This is a genomic window from Agarilytica rhodophyticola (genome assembly GCF_002157225.2).
GTDB classification, from domain to species: Bacteria; Pseudomonadota; Gammaproteobacteria; order Pseudomonadales; family Cellvibrionaceae; genus Agarilytica; species Agarilytica rhodophyticola.
The window spans coordinates 5529938-5551378 of the sequence record NZ_CP020038.1 but is presented as its reverse complement, the minus strand read 5'-3'; the positions used below and the strand labels follow the sequence as shown (position 1 = coordinate 5551378).

The following is a 21441-nucleotide window of genomic DNA, read 5'->3' as shown; positions in this document are numbered from 1 at the left end:
GCAGTCATGATGATTAAAGTTCGATTCTGTTTTATAAAACCTTTGAATACTTTATGGTATTTAGCGAAGATGTATTAGAGCGTAAGTATTTATCAAATACCATGGCGATATTTCTTAGTAGTAAACGGCCGCGATCCGTTATTTTAATTGTATCCTGATCTATAGTAATTAGCCCATCATTGCCCATTGCTTCTAGTTTGATGAGCTCATGATTAAAATATTCTTTAAAATTAATTTTGTACTGTGCCCCTAAATCATTAAAATTTAATATGTGGCTACACATGAGGTGTTGAATAATGTCAGCACGAATTTTGTCATCCTCCGATAGCAAATAACCTCTTTGGGTGGCAAGTTCATGATGACTGATAGCGTTTTGATAATCGGGTAAACTCTTATGATTTTGTGCAAATGCACCGTTTATTTTACTAATAGCGCTTACCCCTAGGCCAATAACATCACAATCACCATTTGTCGAATAACCTTGAAAGTTTCGGTGCAGCGTACCACTTTCCAGACTAATGCTTAGAGGATCTTTTGGTAAAGCAAAGTGATCCATACCGATATGACAGTATCCTGCCTCTACTAAGCTCTCTACACTTAGCTTTAATAAGGCCAGCTTTTCTTCTGCACTCAATAGGTGCTCATCTTTAATAAGCTTTTGCGATTTAATTAATGATGGCATGTGGGCATAATTATAGAGTGCAATACGATCGGGTCGAGCTTCGATCATAGTAGTTAAAGTATCCTTAAAACCCACTATATTTTGTTTTGGCAGTCCATAAATAAGGTCGACAGATAATGACTCGACTTTTGATGCTCTCACAGCTTGCAATAACTGAAGTGTTTGTTCTTTACTTTGGATGCGATTTATAGCGATTTGAACCTGTTCATCGAAATCTTGTATACCAAAGCTCATTCTATTAAAACCTATCTCAGCCAGAGAGGATATATCAGCACTATTGGTTGTTCTCGGATCAATCTCAATACCGATCTCACATTGTGATAGTGGTGCTAATACAAAATTATCCTTTATACACTCTATCAGTGAACGAATTTGGTGCGCGGTCAAAAATGTTGGTGTGCCGCCTCCTAAATGTACTTGCCTTACTTCTCTATTTTTATTAAATAGTTTTCCTTGTAGCGCTATTTCTTTTTGTAACGCATGTAGATATATTTCAGATCTTTTCTTATTTTTAGTTATGACTTTATGACAGCCGCAGTAATAACATAACGATTCACAAAACGGTATATGAATATATAACGATAAGGGTTTAGTTGAATCTGTGTAATTACTCTGCGTTACAATTTGACGGTAGTTATTAGCCTTAAATGAGGAACTAAATTGCAGTGCTGTTGGATAAGATGTATAGCGAGGCCCGGATACGTCATATTTCTTCATAACGTCCTGACTTATCAAACCTTGTGGATATATTTTATTGCTCACTCTTAACACCTGAATATTTTAAATCTAGAAAATATATATGTATTTGATCCAATAGTCTGCGCTATCTGTTACTGGAGGTGTTGATTTAAGTCATATTAGAGGAGGTTTTGTTTACACAAGCTCATGTGGATAATACAGAAAGTAAAATCTCGGATGTTATCTAGTATTTGCTTACTTGATATATGTCAAAAAAGAATAAACTTTTATAGAAATGTTATTAGTTAGGGTCTGTTAACAGACCCTAACTGGCTTCACGTTGCAAGGTTAGTTGTTTGTGAAAACCACGCGTGCCTATCGAAACGCGCGATGCATCCATGCACTGCTATTAACCTGACATATACTGTTGCCGGGCTAATAACACTAATCAAAGTGATTGATTTAAATACATTAACCAAAAGTTACAAGGCAGCTTGAGAGGCCGTTAGGAAGTCTCTTATAGCCATTGAGAGAAATCAATCCTGTAGAGTATAGACCGAATCTTCCCTTGTTTTTCACAGCTACAATGAAGTGGCCGTAGGAAGTATCTCCACTAGGTTTTACGCCTTTTTGGCTGGCTTGGTATAGTTCTTTGGCGAACAGTTTATTACCCCAATTTAAACAGTCATAATCCTTAGGTGTGACCTTCGCAACAATGTTGCCGCGTACAGCATTGAGGTTAAGGTGCTTGCTATCGCCATCATGATAAAAATAGTAGTCTGATCCATGCTCTGAAACTACAATAGTGCAACCATTTACTCCACCGGTCATTACAATTGTTCCGTTAGCAGTATTCTTAGGCACTTTTACCCAACCTACCCCCTGTCTTAACCAGGGGTAAAAATAGTCACTATTACCGTTGGGGGCTTCTACTGCTTTGATATCATAGAAGCCATTCGCAAATTTCTTTTCTTTAATCGTGCATCTACCACCTTGGGCGATCGCTCCATGCCGTTTAAATGAGCCTTCTTGTGGCCCTGTACGGTATACATTGAATTTACAAGACTCTAGTGGGTTATTACGTAAACTTTGTAATGACATAATATTCTTCCTTAATAAAAACGCTTGTCTTCTTCAAAAGAGTATCTTTTGTTATTGCTGACTAAGTAACAAAAGAATCTAGTTGGTAACAAAAATATTTTATTTATCTATGAGCTTAAAGCTAAGGATTAGACTTAAGTTGTATTGAATATCCTTCGACTCCTATGCATGATGGGAAGTTATTCCTATCTGAGAAATGCTATGTCAACTGTAGATATCCAAGAAGTAGTTAAATTTTTGCGCTCTACCACGCCTTTTGCACAGCTTGAGTATGAGGATGTACAGCATCTGGTATCGACTCTAGACGTTATCTATATACCTAAGGAAGGGTGTGTTAAGTTTGGTAACAATGAGCAGCAAGCATCTATATTTGACGGACTTTATATTATCAGACGGGGAGCATTTGAGGTGTCTGATAGTGGAGGAGCTTTGGTAGATAAAATCGCTGATGGCGAGTGTTTTGGAATACTATCTGTACTACCATCCGACGCTGAGCCAGCATCTGAAGCTTTTGAAGCCACTGCACTTGAGGATAGTCTGTTATTTCGCTTACCCAAAAAGGACTTTCAAGTATTGGCACACAAAAGTCGTATTTTCGCTGACTTTTTTGCGGATACCGGAGCAAAACGGCTCGATAAACTATTTCTTAATCGACAAAATGTCACTGTAACTGATACTTCTGATATCGAGGCTAAGAAGAATACCCGTAATCCCAGCCTCACTGACAAGCCCATGGCTTATGACTCTATGGCAGACCAGAGCGTGTCTTCGCAATCTTGGGATGTCAAGGATTCAGGTCAGCAGCTGTCGCTCCCGGTGACACATATTATGTCAAGCAATTTAATTATGGTGAGCCCTGATTGTTCTATTCAAGATGCAGCTGCCACTATGACTCGTACGCGGGTGAGTTCTATCTTAGTTGTTGAAAATAATAATTTAGTGGGTATTGTAACGGATAGGGATTTACGTTCTCGTGTACTAGCTGCTGGATTATCTCCTTCCAAGCCCGTCAAGGCTGTTATGACCAAACAACCCATCGTATTACATTCATCAGCACTAAGTATGACCGCTCAGCTACTGATGAGTGAAAACAATATTCATCACCTACCTATTGTTGACAAAAGTATTAACAAGGATGTAGACAATAGTACTCACAATATGACCCCCATTGGTATAGTGACAGTTACTGATGTGTTACGGCATCAGCAATTAAGCCCATTATTGATGGTTTCTGAAATAAATCGTCAGCCTTCTATTGAAGGTCTGGTAAATGTATGTTCACGCCTGCCTAAACTTATTAAAAACCTTACGCAAGTAAATATAAACCCTGTGGATATGGGAGAAATACTGGCCAGTATTACCGACAATTTAACCCGCCGCTTAATTGCTCTTGCCATTGATACATTTGGCTCGCCTCCAATGAGATTTAACTTTTTAGTTTTTGGTTCACAAGCACGTAAAGATCAATCTTTAGGGAGTGATCAAGACAATGGTTTGATGTTAGAAAGAGAGCCGCTGCATAATGAAGTAAAATATTTTAATGATTTAGCGAGATTCATATGTGATGCGTTAGATAAGTGTGGCATCCCTTTGTGTCCTGGTAACATTATGGCGACTAATCCGCAATGTTGTTTAACTCAGACTCAGTGGCAACAGAAGTTTATACAATGGATGGATAGTGCATCACCAAAATCTTTGCTCAAAGCCAGTATTTTTTTCGATGTTAGAAATATTCATGGGCCGTCACATTCGGTGGATTCTCTCACTGAATTAATACAAGTATATGCTAAGAAAAATAGTATTTTCTTAGCAACGCTTACGCGAAATTCTACTCAGCTAAGACCACCGCTTGGATTTTTTCGAGATTTTGTGTTAGAGCATACAGGTGAACATAAAAATACATTAGATCTAAAGCACCAAGCGCTATCGCTTATAAATGACTTAGCTAGAATATATAGTTTTTCTACCAGTAGTTACCAAAGTAATACTTGCAAGCGTTTACAGCAAGTTGGCGACGAAAAGCTCTTAAGCCAGGATTACGTTAAAAGTTTACAGGACGCATGGCTATATTTATCTGAGTTACGCTTATATGCTCAACAATATAATTGGCAAAAAAACAATTCAAGGGGAGCGTTTTTAGATCCATCTTGTCTTAGCCCTTTGAATAGAAAATATTTGAAGGCGGCTTTTAAAACAATACTTGATGTGCAAAATGCTGCACAACATCGTTTTGCTAAAGGCGTTGGTGGATGAGCTTACTTGCCCTCAAGCACATTTTATATTCTATATTTCCTAACCTTTTATCGCGTGATGTTAAGCATTCCTGGTTACAGCAGCAATACTTAATACTAGATATGGAAACAACGGGCTTAAATTGCCTACAAGATAAAGTGATTAGCCTTGGTTGGGTGTCTATGCAAGATGGGGCGATTAAACTAAATAGTGCACGTTCTATATTGTTGGATGATGTTTCTATTGCTGGGCAGAGTATGGAAATTCATATGCTAACAGATAAAGATATCGCTGATTTTGGTCGCAACTCTGCAGCGGTATTGCGTTATTTACGCCAATTATTATTAAATAAAATATTAGTGGTACACCATGCGCCTTTAGATATTGGATTTCTTAAAAAATTATGGTCTAGCTATCAACTTAAACCTTTATCTATTATTGTGTTAGATACACTAGCCATAGAAAAATCCTGTAGAGAAAAGCGTTTAGAAATACTCAAGACGGATGCATTTCGCTTATCGGCCTGTCGCTCCCGGTACGGCTTACCCGATTATACATCACACGACGCGCTGACGGATGCTTTAGCAACAGCGGAATTATTGCTCGCGCAAATTCACCATCATCACCAGAATATTAACCTTAAAGAGCTTATACACTTAGGCGGAAGCGTTGTAAGACTAGGGTAGGCTTATTATTTGATATTGGTTTTGTATTCCCTAAATTTACTAATTGCTGATATTTCTGAGAACTCCATTGTTCATATAATGGAAAGAGGAATCAGACGAAACACGGTATGTCCTTAAGCGCAGGCGTTTCAGTATTTGACGATGATTTTAGGTTAGAGCTGTATGACGAGTATAATAGTGGCCCTTATGAAGATCGATATATCACTATTGGTCACAACAAAGTTTCAGATATAGTTTATGTTGTTTATACAATGCGTGATCACAATAAGGCGAGGTTAATTTCTGTTCGGCGTGCAGAGCCTCACGAGCGGCGTTTATATGAGAAAAGTGCAGGGTGGTAGGTATGAGTAAAATTGTTGGAACATATAAAAATCAGACGGAACAGATTTTACAGTGACAGAAGATGATTATAAAGAAATGCGTAAAATGACGGATGAAGGGGTTCACGAGGCAGCATTGTCTGATCCTGATGCTCAGCCACTTACAGAAGAACAAGTAAAGAAGCTTAAACCTATAAAATCTAAATCCAAGAAGCCTCAGGATCATGAGTAAAATTATTAAGAAAATAAAAGGCTCTGTTACATCTCATGCCCCAGGTGAGAGACAAGCTAAATTATTTAACGATAACGAAATCCATAAACGGGCAAAAGCAGACCCTGGTACACAACCTTTAACGGCTCAACAGCTTTTGATGTTTAAAGGTGTAAATTCTCCTAAGCGCAAATAGATATTGAATGGCTTAAAATAATATTTCTGGTTGGTATATTGAACCTCCGGTGGGTACTCGCCAAAAATACTTTCCAGCAGAGGTACCTCAAGTAGTCTCAATAAGCTTTAGGTAACTGCGTATTGTACTTCACCCGTCCAAAGGCAAAGCTCGATTCCAATTCTGCAATACCTGGAATTTTCATTAGCTGGTCGCGCACAAAGTATTCATAATTTTTAATACTATGGCTTACTACTAATAGTAAATAGTCGTACTTACCGGCCATTAGATAGCAGGCCATGACTTCTTCCAGAGAATGAATACCTTGTTCAAATTTTTGTATGCTTTGCTGATTTTGACGCTCTAGGCGCACGCTGACAAATACTGTGACTGGTAAACCGTATTTTTCGTGATCCACAAGCGTTGTATAAGATTGAATAACACCGCTTTCTTCCAGCAGCCTAACCCGCCGCAAACAGGGGGAGGGAGAGAGGTTGACCTTTTCGGCCAGCTCTACATTGCTTAAGCGGCCATCTTTTTGTAGTTCTCTTAATATCTGATAATCAGTATTATCCATAGCTTATTTTCTTCTTTTTAGCATATTATGCTAAAATTTACACCATTCTTCACATAAATAGCAATTTTCTGTCGCTTATAGCGTGCCATAATTCTAAGGAATACTTATCACATAAGAGGAGATTCCAATGGCCACATCCGAGCTCAAACAACTCAGCCCCGTCAGACACACAACTGTGGCCGAAGATGCCCTTAGCTTAGCCCATGAGCAGGCCAAGCATTTTGGCGTTGAACCAGATTCGCCTTATGGTAAGGCTATGGTTGATTTAGCTGCACAACTTTATAAGGCTAATGAGTCGGTACATTCTCTTTGGAAAATTACCACCGATACTTTGGCTAGTTTAGATAGAAGCGACCGGGTAGCTTATTTTAATTGCAAGCGCTTCTTGTGTTTTCAGATGGCAAAACTGCTTGATAATTTGCAAAATCCAATGCGGGCCACTTATCAGAGCATTGCCTGTGAAGATACGGGTTTTGCTGTTAAGGGTAACTTCCCATTATTTGATAATGTCTCCGCGCTCTTCAGTGCAACGCCGGTTATTACCAGAACTGCTACCTATTTATTTGCATGTACAGAATGGATTGAGGATGGTTTTAAAGGTAAAGAGCCTCTTCATGAAATTTATTCAAGGCTGCTCAATCCCACGTCGATCAGCTTGGCAAATCATATTGTGGATATTGAATGTGGGCCTTACGCTTCACAATATCTTGCCTGGAATTTTAACTCAGGTATGGCGGCCATTGATGCCTTATTAGCAAACTTGGTGGGCTATGAGGATATTCTATTAGTTAGTCGTAATATCTATGGCGGCAGTTATCAGTTGATCAATGATTGGTATGGCAAACGTTCTAATTTAAATGTCGCTATTGAGTGGTTTGACGGCTACGATGAAAATACATTTAAACAACGTTTAAGTGATGTTGAAAGTAAGTACCAGGACAAGATCAAGGAGGGACGAAAAATTTATGTGTATTTAGAATCTCCTTGTAATCCACATGGCAATGTTTTGGATGTACCTGCAATCAGTAAAATCAGCCATGAACATGATTGGCTGGTAATATGCGATGAAACTGTGGGAACGCCTTTCTTACATCCTTCTCTTAAGCGGGAAGATGAAGCGGAGCGGCCAGATTTTGTCGTTCATTCTTATACTAAAGATCTCGCCGGCTTCGGCAATACGACAGCAGGTGTTGTGATTGGTCGCAACGAGCGCATGTTTATGCCCAAAGGCGATAGCTGTGATATTACATTGCCCTCAGGTAATACCGAGACTATTAATTGGGATGCTACTGTTTTCTGGAATGTTTACTATATCAAAGGGGCTTTTTTAGATGCAGACAAAGCATTTGAAGTGTTGAATGGCTTGAAAACATTTGAAATTCGGGTGTTGAATAAATCAATTAATACACTGGTTTTATCCCAAGTACTCGATCAGCATCCTGCCATCAATGTTAACTGTCCAGCGCTTGAAAGTCATTCCAACCACAGCATTATGAAAAAAGTGATGCGTCAGGGCCTACCCGCTGGATTATTTACTATTGATATGGAAGGCAACGCTAAAGCCGATGTGGAAGCTATTGATAAAGAACATTTTAAGCGCTTCCTAGATAGTCTTGAACCAGCAATAGGTATGCAGGTAACACTAGGACAAACGAATACTACTGCCTTATGTCCGGCTCTCACTAGTCACTCTGAACTTTCAGAAGCAGCACTTAGAGACGCTAATATTATGCCCACCACTTTGCGTATTTCCGTTGGTTTAGAAGATCCTCGAGTGTTGATTAGTCATATAAAAATGGCGGCGAAGAATACTCTGCCCTCGCGTTTCTTTGAACAGTTTCCTGACAACAAAGAAATTGATCGCCTATATCGCGAAACTTACAAGCGTGTACATGGTGAATTTATCGATATGACACCGACTATGGATGAGTTATCGCTGTAGATAGTACGATAATAAATCTGCTTGGTAATTGATTTTAATAATGTTATGACATCAGATGCTTTTTTAAAAAGCATCTGAAATATTTATCTGATCTATTTTATTCGTGTATTAATTTGTATAAGATGTATGCGAATATTTCTATTCAGCTTCTCTCCTGACTTTAGAATCCGAAAATTTATCTAGAATAAGACATTCAAGGCCTTCTCATAAATCCACATCTCAGTGAACTATTTACGCTGATATCAAACACATATATAAGTGTTTATGTTTAGTTTCCAACAGAGACGTTTTGCTTTTCTTTATGCGATAGACTATGGACACTCTTATCTTATTTCCCTAAAGATATAATTGGTTTCATTTAATATGGGTATTTCTAACCACACTGATGCGTATGGAAGAGCTTACTTTTATTGCTCCGATTGCAATAAAAGTAGTTGGGGAGGGAAAAAGGAAGCAAGTATGCATTTCAAGTCTGCCCATCCCTTATCTGCTCTAATGTCTGGCAACTCAATGTCTAGTAATTCAAAAAAAAGAGCGGCTATTCACCATGTGGATAGATTGGGCAATTATAATGGTGATTCCGCAATAAAGAGATCTAAAACAGAACATATAAGTGAGCTCGTTCTTGCTTTAATGATGCCCGATGATATAACTTCACCACAGAAACAAGCTGCTTTTAATCGGATTAATGCTAGTCAAGCATTACTAAATCATTATAGCGTAGACGAGGAATTTGTAGATGATGGTTATACTGCAATACATAGCAAAACATCAGTGGGTAGCAAGTTTACCAGCTCTTTATCTATTTCGGGGGCATCTTTGGTTGTGCATGAAACTAGTAAATAGAAAGGGGACGAGTTATTTGCTTCAGATGCAATACTTAAGCAGTTAGCTATTCTTTCAGGAAAAGATTCTTCATGTATACCATCAAAGTTACCATCGGAAATTGTTCGCGACACTATTAGTAATGATAAAACCAAAACAGTTATTCGCTCGATTGCTAATTCTTTAAGGTCTGGAGACTCTTTTACTATAGAATTCAACAGAAAAGAGCCGGATGCTTTGGCCAATCAATATCTACTTCGCCTGCTACAGACACCTAATGGTAAAATGACAACTAATATGATCAAGGACTTCAACCTGTTATCTGGCACAAAATATTGCATCAAAAAAGCTGAAGTTGAAGGTTTAGATTCTCCCGATATAACATTCAGCTTGGCTCAAATGAATTAGAGATCATTATTTTAGAGTGAGCAATCCTGTATCACGATGACTCTATTGCTGTTCCATACGATCGCGAATGTGAAGAAATGGTGGGTCTTGTCGTGACATATATTGGTGAAACCAGGCGGCAAATAACTCGGGAGTTTGCTTAAGCTCTTTTTCTAGTTTTTCAATATTTATCCAGCGTACTGCTGATATTTCTTGTTCATTTAATTGTAGATTTAAGGCATTGGCGTCTACTTCAGCAATAAACATATGCACTTTCTCACTTTCAATTAAACCATCTCCTACATCAGCTTTATAATCGATAATACCAATATGCTCCAAATGAAGGGTGACCCCTAGTTCTTCATCAACTCTTCTACTTGCACAGTCTTCCGGTGATTCATTCCAGTCCGGATGGGAGCAGCATGCATTAGCCCACAAACCGGCGCTATGATATTTAGTATCCGCTCGCCGTTGAATGAGCATAGAATGCCCAGAAAAAATAAAAACAGATATTGCAAGGTGGTGGATACCTTCCTGATGAGCCTGTAGCTTAGCAATAGGGCGATGTTTGCCTTCTGGAGTAATCGCGATGATTTGTCTTAAGTCGTTATCTATCATGCTAATGCTCTTTGACGATTGTACACAAGGTAGCTTTGTGCTGGTGTCATTATAGCGATTGGTGTTTATAATTATAGTGAAATAATACCAATAGACATTATTAAGAGATATGTCGGTAGTATATTTACATTAATAAGTAGCTTGTCATTGCTTCGTCGAACGTTTATTCCCACAATTGATGTATAAAAAATATTCTATATGTTTGAATGACAGCGTACTAGACCCTAATCAGGTCTAGTAATTCAAACGCGCTTTTAGAGCTTTATAGCGTGTTCGCCCAACAGGTAGTTTTTCACCATCGAGTAAATTAACCCAGTATTTGCTGCCTTCTTCGCTGTGTATAGAAGTTATGGAATCTAGCGGCAGCGCATAAGATCGGTGAATTCGCTCGTAAGTATTGGGTAATACTGCCAATAATTTATCCATGTTTTTATCGTGCAATATAGTGGTATGTTCACGAGTGAATATTTCGCAATAGTGTCCACAGGCTTTAATATAATGGATATTTTTTATTGGCAATAGTTCTATTCTTCCTAAATGCTTGTATGCTATATATTTGCTGCGTCCTTCTCCTATGTTTTGCTGCATACGGTCGACAGCTTTTTGAATACGTTCTTGAGTGAAAGGCTTGGCGACAAAATCTAACACGCCAATATCAAATGCATCTATTGCCCTATCGGTATTTGCTGAAACAATAACGGTGTGAAAGCTTTGACTAAGATGTTGCTTTAGCAAGTCAAAACCATCCTCTCCTTGTAAATTTAAATCAAGAAACAATCCATCAATAATGTTTTCGGCTAGGTAGTCATTAGCGTCATCGATAGAATGAAATACCTGAATATGTATTTTGCTGTTTGAAAATGCATTGTCGACAAATCGTCTTAAACGTTTTGCTACCATATACTCATCTTCAACAATCACAATATTCATTCTATGACTCCAATATTTCTCTCAGCTTTATCGAAAATAAATAAAGGAATGTCAATATTAACTGTCCAGTGTGTTTCGCTGAGCTTGGTAGAAATATGCCATTTGTCAAAAAAGCTTTCGTTTAATCGAGCCTCGATATACTGACTCCCTATCCCTGTGTTAGCGGCAGTAACTTTAGATTTATGATTGACCGGAGCACTAAATAACAATATACAACGTTTTCCTCTGGTAACTTGCTCGACTGTGAATTCAATGATACCGCAAGAATAATTATTATGAGAAATAGCATTTTCTATAAGTGTCAATAATATCCCTGGTGGAATTTTGACGTGTAAATTACTACTAGATAGCTTCATTGAAAACTGAATATTTGAACGAAACTCCATTACTTTTATGTGGGATTGACACAACGCTATCTCATCAGTTAACGAAATTAACGACTTTGAAGAAATTTGTGCCATATAACGAAATTCTCGTGCTAAGGCTTGGATAAACATAACAGCTTGTTTTGGCGAATCTTCTATCCATTCTTCGACAGCAGTAAGCGTATTTAAAATAAAGTGAGGTTGTAAGTTCCTTTTCACCAACTCAAGTTCTAAACGCCCAGCATTTATCTGACTCTGTATCAATTGCCGTTGCTTAATCTGCATCGTTTGCGTCAGGCGGTACAATATTAATAAGATGAGCGCAGAAAATGAGATAAAAAAGTATTGATCCATGTACGAAAAACTGTCGATACTAATCGGCGCCAAAAACAGGAGTAAACCTATTAGCATTAGTTTTGCATCTTTATTTTTTTGATAAGCAGCCTGACAGCATATTGCAAGTGCTATAACTATCCCTATAAGAAATATATATAAACTACGATCATCATAACCATCGAAAGCAAATAGAACATAGGCCTGTAAGATTGCACCTAATCCGCACCAACATATGATCTTTCTTTTTTCAAATCTAAAGAAAAAAGTAAAAAATAATACTAATAAGTGAGCAATTAACGAAGATAGGGCTAACACTCCAATGAGTCTTGGAATTTGCCAGTCATATGTGTATCCCCAAAGGCCTCGCCATGACTCAACAATAATAAGAGATAAAATCGCTGTACAAAGTCCACTGAAGAGGAGGTAACTTATTTCCTTCAAAGTAAAAACATAAAGCACAATACAATATAGTGCGATTAGAAAAAGCGCCGCTGACATGGTCATAGGAAGGCTTGCACGCTTATAGGCGAACATGAGGAAGTAATTATAATCACCAATCAAGCACCAAAATGAACTCTGGCCGGGATAACCACTATTGTGATGCGTCGAGATCTTAAGACTTAAATTGTGTACCCCTGTTGTAAATAAATGCTGAGGGATGAGAATAACCTTGTCTATATCTCCGGGCTGCTCTGTTTTATTACTACGTCCAATAACGCCATTGCGACCAATAAGCACACCATCCCAGTAAGCCTCATAAGAGCCTAGCATACTTATGAATATCCCCTGAGGTCGATCAGATTCTTGTACATCAAAACTCATCTGCAACCATGCATTTTTACCGTGTAATTGCAGTCCTTGGTATAGAGAGAACTCTTGCCAATTAGTTTTATCAGCAACGAAGGAAGAAAACTCTGGGTTATCTTCTGTGGTCAAGTAGTAGCTTTCGCCAATATATATATTTGGATCAGAAGTTTCATCAGCTAACCCATAGCTAACTAGGAAGAATAGAATACCGATAAAGGCTAACACGTATCGCAGCAATAGTTTTTCCTCTTTTTTATATAATAGCAAGGAGTAGCGTTAGCAATGAGCAATTGGTGAATACTATGAGACGTTCACGCATTATTCTGTCCTGATTGGGTTTTGATTTCATATTATGCCTAAAAATTATTCAAGAGGCGTTATTATGAAAACTTCTATTTATATAGGATTGCTTTGTTATTTGCTCTTTCGCTCTATATTTTTTCCATTTTTGGCATATGCCAACGAGGCGCCAAAAAAGCTATCGCTAGTATCGTTAAAAAATGATGAAATAATAACCTACGAACAACTGCTACGCAAAAATAGGCTCACAGGCTTAAGTCTGGCGGTAGTTGACAATTATAACTTGATATACACACGCTCCGCAGGCTTTAAAGAAAATACAACCGCACATAAAATAGATGCTAATACTGCATTTTCCACAGCGTCTATTTCAAAACCCATAACCGCTACGATTACAGCTATGTTGGCGGAAAGGGGTCTATTAAACCTAGATGATGCTGTTGACCCGTACCTAAAAAGGTGGCACATACCCAAATCCCCCTTTACTAAAGATCGTGCGATTACCTTTCGTGATCTACTGAGCCATACTGCTGGAACGAGTCAGTCTGGGTTTGCTGATTTCTATTTGGGTGATGAAATCCCCAGTGCTATTGAAAGTTTAAACGGCATTAAACTACCCCGTTACAGTAAGCCCATATCGGTAGAGTTTAAACCAGGTAGCTATTGGAACTACAGCGGCGGCGGCTATGTTATTGTACAAATCGCTTTAGAAGATATAACTGGCAAGCCTTTGGCTAAGTTAGCTGAGGATATGATCTTTTCTCCTTTAGGTATGGCAAACACGACCATGTACCAGCACGGCCATCCCAAGTTCCTTAAAAACGTGGCTAAGGTTCACGATGATGATCAGCAAGTCATTAAAACTGGTATTCCTATATGCCCTCAGGTTGCACCTTCTGGAATGTGGAGCAGTGCGAGAGATATGGCGAAATTTATTATTGATTATCAACTCGCACTTGCTAATAAACCATCAAAAGTTATTTCACCTTGGGTGGCAAACGAATTAACGAAAGTACATACGCTTCAAAGGGTAGGTGGTTGGAGTGCCGGTTGGATGCGTTTTCAAGCGGATGGGAATTTGGATTGGTTTTCTCACGGAGGCTCTAATACTGGCACAGGTGGCCAGATAATGGCAACAATGACGGAAGGGCGCGCTATCATAATATTTGGTAATGGCGGTAATCCTTCACGTATAAGTAGTATTGATAGTCTAGTTGCTAGTGTTATCAGTCAGCTTGATTGGAATAAAAATATTCAGCAATATAAAAAGGCACCTAATGATAAACATATTAAACGTATTCTTGGCCGTTATCTTTCCGAATATAACACCATCTTAACAGTGGATAAAAAAAATGAAGAATTGGTTTATAGCGGCTATCTTTCAGCTTGGGGATCTGCGCCAGACGGTAAATTAATTTATAGTGGCGATAATGTTTTTTCAGTAGATAGTTTTGCTAACCAAATAAGTGTTGAGCGTGAACCGAAATCTCAACGAGATTACTTAGTTTATACCCGTAAGGGAACAGAACTAAAATATTATGCAATGCAAAAGCTTGGCAAAAACGAAAAAGTACCTTTCGAAGTAGTTGGCGAGGAAAACTTCGAGGAAAGCGTAAAAGCTTATAGAATCTGGCAGAAAAAATACCCGGATTCTCCTGTTTTCTCTGAGCAAGAAATTACGAACTTTGGCCGTAGATCATTAAGTAAGAAAAACTATAAAATTGCTCTTAACTTCTTTCGAGTGCTTACCACATTATATCCAAAAAATGCGAATAATTTTAATTACTTGGCCGAAATTTATATGAAAATAGGAGATAAAAAGAATGCAAAGAAGTTTTATCACATTTCATATAGCCTTGACACATCTAATGAAAATACAAAAAAGATGTTAGAAAAATTGCGATAGTACTATAACTTCATAAAGCCTAAGAAGGCGGTATATTGCCTTCTTAGTCTTTCAATTTGTATTATTTATAATAAACTAATTATTATAACTCCCTATGAGGGTGAGGCCTGAGAATGATCTATATGCTTTGACTCTCACATAATATTTACCACCAGTTTGATTAACATTACAACTCTCATTATTACCATTACGATAAGGGCGACAATCATAGCGAGAATCAGTTGGTTCGGAGCCAAACCTTACATATAAGTCTGCATCACCACTGCCTCCACTTATTGAAAAGTTAATATTACTTGCACTGCTTGGTACTTCCATAGTGAAAACAATATCATCGTCTCTTTGTGCAGATAGCTGATTCTTGGGTACATTATTAATAAGTACATTAGGTGAGGGTGTTGGTATAGGTGTTACCGTCGGAGTAGGCGTAGGGGTAGGAGTCGGGGTGCTCCCAGTTCCGCCTTTGGCTAATTCTGCAATAAATGTCACAGAAAGCTTGGCAAAGTTCATGGAGTGATCGACATCGTATGTAGAATCGTTACTGGAATGAATGGTTGGGTTAGAGTCGCTTAGGTTTGATTCAAAAGGCATTGATGCCGGAAACCCTTGGTTATGCCAAGAGGCATGATCCGAACAGCCATAACCACATTGGCCGAAACCATAGACAATGTCTTGGTGATAGGTGTCCAGAAGCTGGCTCATAAATTGATTTTGTCCACTATTAGTAAAGTCCGTCATAAAGACAATATCTCTGTTTGACGTTCCTTGGTAACCAGACATATCAAATTGGGCAACCCCGATAACATTTTTATTATCCGCTTTAAATGATTGAGCGATAGCATTTGAGCCTCGTAGACCAACTTCTTCAGCTGCGTAGCCCATAAATTTAATAGTTTTTTCTGGTTTATAACCACTGGCTACTATTGCTCTTAACGTTTCCGTTACTACTGCTATCCCTGAGGCATTATCATCGGCACCGGGTGCCTTACCATTACGCCGATTGGAGCCATTTATCGAGTCTAAATGACCTCCTATAACTACGATTTCATCTGGACTGGTTGTACCTGTAATAGTAGCGATAACTGAAGGTTGCTGCCAACTATGATTAAATAGCTCAACACTGAAGTCCGAGCGACTGGCTCCAATAGTTTGCCACGAATCTCTTATATAGACTGCCGCATCAGCGCCTGATTGCACATCATAATATCGATTGTGATATGCCTTTAAAGTATTCACCGTATTTACTAAGTTGCTCGCTTTTAGTTGCGACAAAAGTGTTGCGACGCCATTAGGGTTGTTTATTGTATAGTTTACAAGCATTGGTTGTATGTTCTGTATAGACTTAACATAATTTTGTGCTTCTTCTAGAGATTCATGAAAGAAATAACCGCCACAACGATTATATTCATGATGCATAATATCACTCAGCTCTTCTAAATCAGATTCTGAAACGCTGGCTACTGTCACCTTTGTATTTAATGTGCTGTTAGCCGAATTAAATTGCTTTTTAGAGACGTTCATTGGTACTGAAGATGAATATTGAGATTGAATCGTTTTTGCTGCTTTTTCTCCAATAGTAATCCAAACCTTTTTATCTTTACTATCTTTCACATTTAATTCGGTCTGAGCTGCGCTAACACCAAAATTTAATGTTGTTAGAGCCAAGGCAAATACTAAAGTTGATAACTTCATTAATATTCTCCGTATTTTGTACGTTGATGTTTATTACTTGTAAAAAGACGTTAAATAACAGTAGAGGTAAACTCGAAGAAGTGCTAAATACCGAAATGTATGACATAGCACTTTAATAAAAACTGAAATTACACGTGGGCTAGTGTAGTCTCAATTTAGTTTGAGTGTGATGATTGTGGTGGCAAACTGAAGCGAGTGAATGTTAGTTGGCATCATTTAAGCGTCATTGGTGTATTAAAATTCTGCATAAATATTGATTTAATAATATAAAGCGCTTGGGGCTATATATAACGATATGCCAGTGTTCACAGATGTCATGGAATATTTCAAGCTTATTTGAAGTTAGGTGTTTTTTTATTTTAAAAGCCTTGGTATAGATAGAATAATGTAGACCATATACTACTTTTAATTCTAGGTGCCACAAAATTATATTTTTCCGAAACGAAAATTTATTTATAGAGGTTTTGTGAGGGTTAGTTTAATTGTTGATTTTTTTAGATATATAGTTTAGGGGGTAAATTAAAATTAAACACAAAATTGATACAGAAAACATAGTCTTATAAGAACCGTTTTGTAGAAAATTAAAATAAAATAGCCATATGCTTGCAGTGAAAATGCGTGACAAAAAATTTGAATAAGACAAGACCTGGTTTATTTTTTCGTCGCTCCAGAAAACAATAGCTCTCGATCTATGTATGATTTGAATTTGTGATAAAAAACAGTAAGAAAGAGAAAATAATAAACATGTCAGTATGAAATTATTGTTTGTTGCATAAATAGATAATGATAATAAAATAACAGAAAAAATTGATGAGTTGCTATCTATCCATTTTTTTTGATGTTGTTTTATTTTTATTGTTATGTGATTAAATATAAAATTAAATAAGTTATATGATGAAAAAACTAGACCCAACATCATTGCTGTCTCTATAGAAAAACCAAGAATCTCCCCTGAATATATATTTTCAAATAAAGGCTGCCATAAGTGTAGTATTGGCATAAATAATATGCTTGTAATTATTGCTATTAGAAAATATAAAGAAGTTTTTTTGTCTAAGATTATATTGTCTTTTTGTGTGGCTTTATAAGTTTTGTCGTTATTGCAGTTTATCTTTTTTGGTGTCTCCACATAAGGTATCAAACAAAGGAAATAACTTACCGTAAATAGTAGTATTGCAGATGCTACGTAAGCAATATAATAACTATTAGATAAACTTACGAACAAAGCCCCTACAAACCCAACGACAACATTCAAAAGAGAAAAATATTTTCGCCTCATTCTCATGTAATCTATCGAGGATGATTTGTTTTCATTATTATTGATAATGCATGATTCTAGCCACTGTTCAAATGATCCGTTAACCAATGAAAACCCACAGCCATAGACTGCATAAGCGAAGACAAGAATAAAAATATTAGGTGAAAATAAACATAAGAAGAAATAAAGTCCCCAAAGATTAACTCCCATAATTAAAGCCCAGCGCGGACCTATAACTGCTGTTAGCCGAATCGAATATATTTCGGATATTAAATTGGAAATTGAAAAGGTCGCTTGTAGTAGAAATAGATATCTTAATTCTATCCCGGTAGATAACAAGTAGATAACATGAAAAGCGCCTGTCAGGAGTCTACATGATTCCGCACAGGAAAATAACACACATAATCTTTTGGCAAGCACTCAAATAACCTTATGAATCTAAACGATATTTTTATGCGCTCGCCATGTATTAGCTTCTTTATTCAAGCGGTAAAGTAACAAGGCTTTTTTAATCGAATATAGGACAAGATCATTATTACTTTCTCTTGATAATTTTGCCTTTAAGTTCATATACTCTCGTCTTTTATCTGGAAAGTAACGAAGATAATCACGAAAATTTAACGCAGCAGATACCCAAGGATTATTGGCTGTGCACAGATGTATTACCTTACTGACTGGATTAATGTTTTTGTGCCAGTGCCATGTTACATCAGGATGCACAGGGCTGCAGCCCCAATTTTTATAATTCATTAAGGACAATATATTTATTACTTGCTCGTGCGAACCAAGGTCATTAACTTGAATAATAATATCAATGATGGGCTTAGATGCTAAACCAGGAACTGACGTACTACCTATGTGATAATAGTTAATATTGAAATTCCTCAATTTATTAGCCATTTCTTCGGTAGATGTTTTAAAGCACTCTCCCCAGCGAGGATTATAAGGCTCTTGTTTCATTGGTATATCTGGTGAAGTTATGCTTTGCCAACGGCGAAAGCGCTGGAGTATGGGCTCACCATGGATTTCGCCTATTTCCTTCTTTAGCTGATTCAACAATCTCATGTGTTCTGTAGATTTCGTTGGCATAGATTTCTCTATCAATTCGTTTGTAGTGCTATGTCCAAGATAGAGGGAGATCTCGGCCGATTATTGCTGGTAAATTTCTCGACCTTTCAGTAGATTCTCTTCGTAATATTTCCATAACATCTTCAGATATAGTCTTATGTTTCTTTTGAGCATGCAGCTTTGATGCAGCAGGGTTGATTTTCTCTTTAATACTTGTTGGTAGGTGTCTCAGTTGTCTCATGGCCTTAAACTTGACCCGTTTTCTCGCTTCCACAGGGTCAAAACTAATATCAGCATCATCATCTATATTTAGCCAATTGCACAGCTGAGTAAAACTTTTGTTGGGGTGATGATAAAACTCTTCATAAAAAAGAATATTTATTTGTTCACGCTTAAAGTAAGAGAACCAAGTTTCAAGGGTATCATACAATTTAATCAATCGTTTGTAGTATAAACCAAAAGGAAAATAGCTATGTTTATGCACTTCTTCATTATTTCTTAATAACGCCAATCTTGGATCGGTTTGCGTTTCATTTCCTGTTCGTAGATAAAGATTATATAAGCTGACAATCATCTCTACAGGATTTCTCAACATAATAACGATCCGTGCTTCTGGATGTTCTTTAGATATTAGAGATGCTGCTGATTTACTATATAAGTACCAAACAGAAGCCTCCGCAACATATTTCTCATCTTTTGCACAATAAAATAGGTGGCTATATTCATCAACTGAAGTAACTGTATGAGGTTGTATTGGCATGTCCTGTGCGTAAAAGTGCGGCTCTTTTAGTACCGAAGTATATATTTGAGGATGTTGTTTAAATGCTGAATAGAGTGAAGTGGTTCCACATCGTGGTGCGCCAATAATAAATAAGTTAGGTGGTCTTACCATGGAAAAATATCCTTATCTTTATAAAATTTGCCACTAGAACCCTCATTATTTGTTGCTAGCCATAAAATTGTTTCAGCGCCTTGTGAGGGTGTTCTTGGTGCCGCAACACCACCTAGTTTGGTTCTTACCCAACCGGGAGTCATACAGTTAACACGTATTCCACTGCCGGCAAGTTCATCTGCGAATGCTTGCGTCAGAACATTTAGTGACGACTTTGAACTTCGATACGCTAAGTTATTTCCTGAGATTTTTGTAGAACTACCATGACCACTCGAAACATTAATAATATGACCATTTTCACTTTTTTTTAACAGTGGTAGCATTTGTTGAATAAGAAGCCAGGGACCGAAGAAGTTGACTTCAAACGTATCGCGGATTTGTTCTATATCCTCTTCGCTAGGCTTATCTCTAACCCCACGAGATATCCCTGCATTATTAACTAAGATATCTAATTTTCCCGATTCTTTTTCAATAATATCAAACGCAGGTGCAAAAGTTTCGGGTTTACTCACGTCTAATTGTATAGCTTGTGTTCTTTCAAGGTTTTTCCTAGTAATGGCTTTTTTACCACTGTCTATGTCGCGACATGCCATATACACTATTATATCTTTTTGTTCCAATAACTCGCAGGCCGCCAAACCAATACCCCTGTTTCCGCCAGTTACCAATGCTACTTTTTTTATCGGCATTTTAACTCCAGCACTCAAGATAAATTCATATACTGTGGAAAACGATGAAAGAGAAACTGTTCTCGTTGGGTAACGAAATTTTTTAGATCTTCGTTAAAATAAGAAAATGCATCGCTTTTTTCTCTCAACTCGAATGCCTCGTTAGGTAACACGGGTTTATGTACAAGAACATTATTTAAAATAGTTTCGTCGATATCGAACTGCACTAAAAAATCAGCTAAATCAGAATTCAATCTATCGGTGTGTAAAAAATGAACGCTGTATTCGTCTTTTAAATGCTTACCCTTTTTCAACTGAATCTCGTCAATGTCTGCGAATGCTTGCCTCGACTTGTGACAAAAAAAACGTACAAACTGTTCAGTATGCCAGCCCATTTTATCTTCGTTTGAAAGCTTAGTATTAATGTAACCATTTTCTTTACCCTGATGAGTATTGGTAAAGAAATCATTAGCAATATGAACGAAATCATAGAATGAAATTTCAGGGTAGTGAGGATATTTCTCAACAACTTTATCTATTTTGCAATATTCTTCGGGGTGTGTTTTCCACCACCCGTAGTGGTATTGTGATACGTAACGATCAAATGGTGATCTGAATACTGACAATATAGGTTTTGTGAGCTCATGTTCTGGTATTTCATCACAGGTAGCATGTTTGCGGCCGTATTCAATAGCTTTTTCGCCATATATTTCATGCAGTATTTTAGTAACGAAAGTACCACCGGTTTTGGGTAAGTGAACGAATACAAAGTCGGGTGTAATCAGCAT

19 protein-coding genes and 1 pseudogene are annotated in these 21441 nt (G+C 37.5%); 8 read left to right on the top strand and 12 right to left on the bottom strand.

All coding sequences use genetic code 11. The annotated features are described in order from the left end of the window. Window positions 1-31: 31 nt before the first annotated feature. Both hemN and BVC89_RS23075 read right to left on the bottom strand, forming a co-directional pair. Entirely contained in the window at window positions 32-1444 is a 1413-nt protein-coding gene (hemN, locus tag BVC89_RS23080; protein WP_086933471.1) for an oxygen-independent coproporphyrinogen III oxidase, read from the bottom strand. 387 nt (window positions 1445-1831) lie between these two features. After that, a complete protein-coding gene (locus BVC89_RS23075; protein ID WP_086933470.1) occupies window positions 1832-2461 on the bottom strand; it encodes a hypothetical protein in 630 nt (209 codons plus the stop codon). A 201-nt stretch (window positions 2462-2662) separates the two neighbouring features. On the opposite strand from BVC89_RS23075, the gene BVC89_RS23070 reads away from it, so the two are divergent. The 5 genes and pseudogenes from BVC89_RS23070 to BVC89_RS23055 all read left to right on the top strand — a co-directional run bounded on the left by BVC89_RS23070 (window position 2663) and on the right by BVC89_RS23055 (window position 6106). Continuing rightward, window positions 2663-4714, top strand: a complete 2052-nt coding sequence (locus BVC89_RS23070; RefSeq protein ID WP_086933469.1) for a DUF294 nucleotidyltransferase-like domain-containing protein — start codon at window positions 2663-2665, stop codon at window positions 4712-4714. Then, entirely contained in the window at window positions 4711-5379 is a 669-nt protein-coding gene (locus tag BVC89_RS23065; RefSeq protein WP_086933468.1) for a 3'-5' exonuclease, read from the top strand. The genes BVC89_RS23070 and BVC89_RS23065 overlap by 4 nt, the downstream gene beginning before the upstream one ends. A gap of 95 nt (window positions 5380-5474) precedes the next feature. Continuing rightward, window positions 5475-5720, top strand: a pseudogene (locus tag BVC89_RS23060) (BrnT family toxin); the annotation flags it as partial. 52 nt (window positions 5721-5772) lie between these two features. Next, window positions 5773-5931 carry a hypothetical protein gene (locus tag BVC89_RS29945; RefSeq protein ID WP_158658084.1) on the top strand — a complete coding sequence of 53 codons (159 nt, stop codon included), beginning with the start codon at window positions 5773-5775 and terminating at the stop codon, window positions 5929-5931. Beyond that, window positions 5924-6106, top strand: a complete 183-nt coding sequence (locus BVC89_RS23055; RefSeq protein ID WP_086933466.1) for a hypothetical protein — start codon at window positions 5924-5926, stop codon at window positions 6104-6106. The genes BVC89_RS29945 and BVC89_RS23055 overlap by 8 nt, the downstream gene beginning before the upstream one ends. Before the next feature lie 97 nt (window positions 6107-6203). On the opposite strand, the gene BVC89_RS23050 is transcribed toward BVC89_RS23055, so the two are convergent. Next, the gene (locus tag BVC89_RS23050) at window positions 6204-6662 is read right to left on the bottom strand and encodes an Lrp/AsnC family transcriptional regulator (protein ID WP_086933465.1); all 459 of its coding nucleotides are present in this window, start codon (window positions 6660-6662) and stop codon (window positions 6204-6206) included. Window positions 6663-6789: 127 nt separating this feature from the next. Here BVC89_RS23050 and BVC89_RS23045 point away from each other — a divergent pair, with 127 nt between their 5' ends. Together BVC89_RS23045 and BVC89_RS23040 are read left to right on the top strand one after the other, a co-directional pair. Beyond that, window positions 6790-8604 carry a trans-sulfuration enzyme family protein gene (locus BVC89_RS23045; protein WP_086933464.1) on the top strand — a complete coding sequence of 605 codons (1815 nt, stop codon included), beginning with the start codon at window positions 6790-6792 and terminating at the stop codon, window positions 8602-8604. Window positions 8605-9063: 459 nt separating this feature from the next. Then, complete coding sequence (locus tag BVC89_RS23040) at window positions 9064-9450, top strand: hypothetical protein (RefSeq protein ID WP_086933463.1); 387 nt, start codon at window positions 9064-9066, stop codon at window positions 9448-9450. Window positions 9451-9879: 429 nt separating this feature from the next. On the opposite strand, the gene BVC89_RS23035 is transcribed toward BVC89_RS23040, so the two are convergent. The 3 genes from BVC89_RS23035 to BVC89_RS23025 form a co-directional block, all read right to left on the bottom strand. Further along, entirely contained in the window at window positions 9880-10434 is a 555-nt protein-coding gene (locus tag BVC89_RS23035; RefSeq protein ID WP_086933462.1) for an NUDIX hydrolase, read from the bottom strand. Between the two features lie 234 nt (window positions 10435-10668). Next, a complete protein-coding gene (locus BVC89_RS23030; protein ID WP_086933461.1) occupies window positions 10669-11364 on the bottom strand; it encodes a LytR/AlgR family response regulator transcription factor in 696 nt (231 codons plus the stop codon). Further along, window positions 11361-13109: a sensor histidine kinase gene (locus BVC89_RS23025; protein ID WP_158658083.1), complete on the bottom strand. Its 1749-nt coding sequence runs from the start codon at window positions 13107-13109 to the stop codon at window positions 11361-11363. The genes BVC89_RS23030 and BVC89_RS23025 overlap by 4 nt, the downstream gene beginning before the upstream one ends. 145 nt (window positions 13110-13254) lie before the next feature. On the opposite strand from BVC89_RS23025, the gene BVC89_RS23020 reads away from it, so the two are divergent. After that, window positions 13255-15078, top strand: coding sequence for a serine hydrolase domain-containing protein (locus tag BVC89_RS23020; protein ID WP_158658082.1), 1824 nt, complete (start codon window positions 13255-13257; stop codon window positions 15076-15078). A 75-nt stretch (window positions 15079-15153) separates the two neighbouring features. Here BVC89_RS23020 and BVC89_RS30620 read toward each other — a convergent pair whose 3' ends face one another. From BVC89_RS30620 to BVC89_RS22990, 6 genes are all read right to left on the bottom strand, one after another. Next, the gene (locus BVC89_RS30620) at window positions 15154-16767 is read right to left on the bottom strand and encodes a M20/M25/M40 family metallo-hydrolase (RefSeq protein WP_086933458.1); all 1614 of its coding nucleotides are present in this window, start codon (window positions 16765-16767) and stop codon (window positions 15154-15156) included. 478 nt (window positions 16768-17245) lie between these two features. Beyond that, a complete protein-coding gene (locus BVC89_RS23010) occupies window positions 17246-18424 on the bottom strand; it encodes an MFS transporter (protein ID WP_245929438.1) in 1179 nt (392 codons plus the stop codon). Between the two features lie 39 nt (window positions 18425-18463). Then, on the bottom strand, window positions 18464-19114 hold the full coding sequence (locus tag BVC89_RS23005) for a GrpB family protein (protein WP_086933456.1): 651 nt from the start codon (window positions 19112-19114) through the stop codon (window positions 18464-18466). Window positions 19115-19142: 28 nt separating this feature from the next. Further along, the gene (locus tag BVC89_RS23000; protein WP_086933455.1) at window positions 19143-19985 is read right to left on the bottom strand and encodes a sulfotransferase family protein; all 843 of its coding nucleotides are present in this window, start codon (window positions 19983-19985) and stop codon (window positions 19143-19145) included. Beyond that, window positions 19979-20674 (bottom strand): SDR family oxidoreductase, encoded by a 696-nt coding sequence (locus tag BVC89_RS22995; RefSeq protein WP_086933454.1) that lies wholly within the window; start codon window positions 20672-20674, stop codon window positions 19979-19981. Before BVC89_RS22995 ends, BVC89_RS23000 begins: the two co-directional genes overlap by 7 nt. A 14-nt stretch (window positions 20675-20688) precedes the next feature. Beyond that, entirely contained in the window at window positions 20689-21441 is a 753-nt protein-coding gene (locus BVC89_RS22990) for a sulfotransferase family 2 domain-containing protein (protein WP_086933453.1), read from the bottom strand.

Coding starts and splice junctions, on each gene's coding strand:
- BVC89_RS23075 (WP_086933470.1), bottom strand. CDS start 2,461: ATGTCATTACAAAGTTTACGTAATAACCCACTAGAGTCTTGTAAATTC.
- BVC89_RS23070 (WP_086933469.1), top strand. CDS start 2,663: ATGTCAACTGTAGATATCCAAGAAGTAGTTAAATTTTTGCGCTCTACC.
- BVC89_RS23065 (WP_086933468.1), top strand. CDS start 4,711: ATGAGCTTACTTGCCCTCAAGCACATTTTATATTCTATATTTCCTAAC.
- BVC89_RS23055 (WP_086933466.1), top strand. CDS start 5,924: ATGAGTAAAATTATTAAGAAAATAAAAGGCTCTGTTACATCTCATGCC.
- BVC89_RS23050 (WP_086933465.1), bottom strand. CDS start 6,662: ATGGATAATACTGATTATCAGATATTAAGAGAACTACAAAAAGATGGC.
- BVC89_RS23045 (WP_086933464.1), top strand. CDS start 6,790: ATGGCCACATCCGAGCTCAAACAACTCAGCCCCGTCAGACACACAACT.
- BVC89_RS23040 (WP_086933463.1), top strand. CDS start 9,064: ATGCATTTCAAGTCTGCCCATCCCTTATCTGCTCTAATGTCTGGCAAC.
- BVC89_RS23035 (WP_086933462.1), bottom strand. CDS start 10,434: ATGATAGATAACGACTTAAGACAAATCATCGCGATTACTCCAGAAGGC.
- BVC89_RS23030 (WP_086933461.1), bottom strand. CDS start 11,364: ATGAATATTGTGATTGTTGAAGATGAGTATATGGTAGCAAAACGTTTA.
- BVC89_RS23020 (WP_158658082.1), top strand. CDS start 13,255: ATGAAAACTTCTATTTATATAGGATTGCTTTGTTATTTGCTCTTTCGC.
- BVC89_RS30620 (WP_086933458.1), bottom strand. CDS start 16,767: ATGAAGTTATCAACTTTAGTATTTGCCTTGGCTCTAACAACATTAAAT.
- BVC89_RS23005 (WP_086933456.1), bottom strand. CDS start 19,114: ATGCCAACGAAATCTACAGAACACATGAGATTGTTGAATCAGCTAAAG.
- BVC89_RS23000 (WP_086933455.1), bottom strand. CDS start 19,985: ATGGTAAGACCACCTAACTTATTTATTATTGGCGCACCACGATGTGGA.
- BVC89_RS22995 (WP_086933454.1), bottom strand. CDS start 20,674: ATGCCGATAAAAAAAGTAGCATTGGTAACTGGCGGAAACAGGGGTATT.
- BVC89_RS22990 (WP_086933453.1), bottom strand. CDS start 21,441: ATGCTGATTACACCCGACTTTGTATTCGTTCACTTACCCAAAACCGGT.